General features: G+C 67.4%; 3 protein-coding genes, 1 tRNA gene and 1 other RNA gene. 3 read left to right on the top strand and 2 right to left on the bottom strand.

What is annotated here, in order from left to right; translation table 11 throughout:
* Positions 1-8 precede the first annotated feature (8 nt).
* Positions 9-833 (bottom strand): lipid uptake coordinator LucA, encoded by an 825-nt coding sequence (lucA, locus tag VFW69_RS00025; protein WP_526496877.1) that lies wholly within the window; start codon positions 831-833, stop codon positions 9-11.
* An 89-nt stretch (positions 834-922) separates the two neighbouring features.
* Positions 923-1,011 (bottom strand) — tRNA-Ser (locus VFW69_RS00020).
* Positions 1,012-1,087: 76 nt separating this feature from the next.
* Between VFW69_RS00020 and ffs the strand changes: the two genes are divergently transcribed.
* From ffs to VFW69_RS00005, 3 genes are all read left to right on the top strand, one after another.
* Positions 1,088-1,184: signal recognition particle sRNA small type (gene ffs, locus VFW69_RS00015), an RNA gene on the top strand.
* A gap of 85 nt (positions 1,185-1,269) precedes the next feature.
* Complete coding sequence (locus VFW69_RS00010) at positions 1,270-2,559, top strand: aspartate aminotransferase type Ic (protein ID WP_526496878.1); 1,290 nt, start codon at positions 1,270-1,272, stop codon at positions 2,557-2,559.
* Positions 2,560-2,654: 95 nt separating this feature from the next.
* On the top strand, positions 2,655-3,113 hold a 459-nt coding region (locus VFW69_RS00005; RefSeq protein ID WP_526496875.1), incomplete at its 3' end, for a DNA polymerase III delta subunit-related protein.

The raw sequence follows: 3,113 nt of genomic DNA, 5'->3' as shown, positions 1-3,113 counted from the left end.
GCCGCTGACTAGTCCTCGTCGGCGTTTTCGTCCAGCGCGACGCCGGCCCGAGTGCGCCTGCGTCGCATCCGATGCGACCCCTTGCCGGTCGGGCGTCGGTTGCGCAACCTGGCCTTCGACTCGTCGCCCTCGTCGCCGGCTGCCTCGGGCGTTTCTGTGGTGTCTTCGACGGGCGCCGCCTCGGTCGCCGGCTCCGCTGCCGCCTCAGAGTCGGCGGTTTCTGCGGTGACTTCACGGGCCGCCGGCTCAGCCAGCTCGGCTTCCTCGGTCTCTTCGGCTTCTGCGGCGGCGGTCTCCGCCTCGTCCGTCGCGTCCTCGTCGGCTTCTTCGGCGTCGGCCTCGTCGCCCTTCTTGCGTCGCACGCGACGCTCCTTGGGCTTTTTCGCCTTAATCGGTTTGGGCGGCGGTGGGGGCAGCTCGGCGACGAAGGAGAGATAGAACGCGAAAATGCCGAGCAACGCGATCGCGGCGGCCGCGCCGTAGATCCCGAACAACCACCGTCCGGCGGCGTCCAGGCTCAGCCAGATCTCGCTGATCGCCGTCCCGATGATCAGCACCCCCGCCAGCACGTGGGCCACGATCGACCAGATCCTGATGGACAGGGCCAGCTGCGGTGTGCCCAACTCGGGCTTGCGGGTGCGCAGCAGGGTGAACACCACGGGCAGCGCCGCGAGCGCAACGAGCGCACCCGTCACAATGCGCAGCGCCATGCCCAGCGTGCGCGAGGTGTCGCCCATCAACTCTGGCCACCGGGGCAGCACAAAGAAGAAGTAGAGGAAGCCGGCAGCAATCGAAAATAGCGCGTGCCACGGGATCGCGACCTTGCGCCCCATACCCCTCCTCGTGCTGGTGAGTTCACGCCAGCCTAAAGGCGGCCGACCCGAATCCATATCAATTCGTACGTGTCCGCTTGGCGGACCAATGGCGGAGGATGCGGGATTTGAACCCGCGAGGGCTGTTAACCCAACCCGCGTTCCAGGCGAGCGCCATAGGCCACTAGGCGAATCCTCCGTGGCCATGGTAACCGAGGGCCAGATGGCGCCCGCCAGTTGCTCGTCGTCCACTCCGGGGCAGGTATTAGACTCGTCGCTGGACCCCGCGCGGCGTCTATCCTGTGAACTCCCCCAGGGCCGGAAGGCCGCAAGGGTCAATGGGCTCTGTCGGGTGCGCGGGGTCCCCTATTTTTATGAGCGGCGACCCGCTTCGCCCGGCTTCGCCGCGCTTGCGATCGCCACTGGTTTCCCGCCTTCGATAGCGAAAGGGTTCATGGTGTCGCTGGAGTCCCTCACCCCGGCCGAACTCGCGGCCGCGAACGCTCGTCACCAGCAGGATTACGCGGACCTGCAGGCCAAGAAGCTCGCCCTGGACCTGACCCGCGGCAAACCCGCTCCCGCCCAGCTCGACCTGTCCAACCAGCTGCTGAGCCTGCCCGGGGATGACTTCCGCGACAGCGAGGGCACCGACACCCGCAACTACGGTGGCCTGCATGGCCTGCCCGAGCTGCGGGCCATCTTCGGAGAGCTCCTCGGCATCCCGGTGCAGAACCTGATCGCGGGCAACAACTCCAGCCTGGAGCTGATGCACGACCTCGTCGCCTTCTCGATGCTGTACGGCGGCGTCGACTCGCAGCGGCCCTGGAAGGACGAACCGAGCATCAAGTTCCTATGCCCGGCCCCGGGCTACGACCGGCACTTCACCATCACCGAGGCGATGGGCATCGAGATGATCCCCGTCCCGATGCTGTCCGACGGGCCGGATGTCGACCTGATCGAAGAGCTGGTCGCCGCCGATCCGGCCATCAAGGGCATGTGGACGGTGCCGGTGTTCGGCAACCCCACCGGAGTCACCTACTCCTGGGACACGGTCCTGCGACTCGTCCAGATGCGGACCGCGGCGCCTGACTTCCGGCTGTTCTGGGACAACGCCTATGCGGTGCACACCCTGACGCACGACTTCGTCCGGCAGGTCGACGTGCTCGGGCTGGCGGCCACGGCCGGCAACCCCCATCGGCCCTATGTGTTCGCGTCCACCTCCAAGATCACCTTCGCCGGCGCCGGCGTGAGCTTCCTGGGCGGATCGCTGGGCAACATCGCCTGGTACCTGCAATACGCGGCGAAAAAGTCGATCGGGCCGGACAAGATCAACCAGCTGCGGCACCTGCGCTTCTTACGCGACGCCGACGGGGTGCGGCTGCACATGCGGCGTCACCAGCAGATCCTGGCGCCAAAGTTCGCGCTGGCCGCCGAGATCCTGGATCAGCGGCTCAGCGACTCCAAGATCGCGTCATGGACCGACCCCAAGGGCGGCTACTTCATCAGCCTGGACGTGCTGCCCGGAACGGCGAAGCGGACCGTCGCGCTGGCCAAGGACGCCGGCATCGCGGTCACCGAGGCGGGTGCGTCGTTCCCGTACCGGAAAGATCCGAAGGACACGAACATCCGGATCGCGCCGACCTTTCCGTCGCTGCCGGACTTGCGCGACGCCGTGGACGGCCTGGCCACCTGCGCGCTGCTGGCTGCGTCGGAGTCGCTGCTGGCGTCGTCCGCGTCGAGTGTGTGAACCGACGGCGGGAAAATCGCCGCCAAAATCCCGCCCTACGTTCACACTCGACGGCCCGCGGGCCCCAGTCACCCGACGCCGGTAGCCTGCTGACCGTGGCCCTCTACCGCAAGTATCGACCGGCAACCTTCGCCGAAGTGGTGGGGCAGGAGCACGTCACCGAACCACTGTCGATCGCCCTGGAAGCCGGCCGGATCAACCACGCGTATTTGTTCTCGGGTCCGCGCGGCTGTGGGAAAACCTCGTCGGCGCGCATCCTGGCACGCTCGCTGAACTGCGTTCAGGGCCCGACGGCCACCCCGTGCGGGGTCTGCGACTCGTGCCAGGCGCTGGCGCCCAACGCGCCCGGCAGCATCGACGTGGTCGAACTCGACGCTGCCAGCCACGGCGGCGTGGATGACACCCGCGAGCTGCGCGACCGTGCGTTCTACGCGCCCGCCCAGTCGCGCTATCGGGTGTTCATCGTCGACGAGGCGCACATGGTCACCACGGCGGGGTTCAACGCGCTGCTCAAGATCGTGGAGGAGCCTCCCGAGCACCTCATCTTCATCTTC

The sequence above is a fragment of the Mycobacterium sp. genome (genome assembly GCF_036273375.1).
Taxonomy (GTDB): domain Bacteria; phylum Actinomycetota; class Actinomycetes; order Mycobacteriales; family Mycobacteriaceae; genus Mycobacterium.
Note: the sequence above shows the minus strand (reverse complement) of the source record. Positions and strands in the feature narration are given on the sequence as shown.

What these genes read in the sequence shown, in the direction of transcription:
- lucA (WP_526496877.1), bottom strand. Translation starts at nt 833, where the DNA reads ATGGGGCGCAAGGTCGCGATCCCGTGGCACGCGCTATTTTCGATTGCT.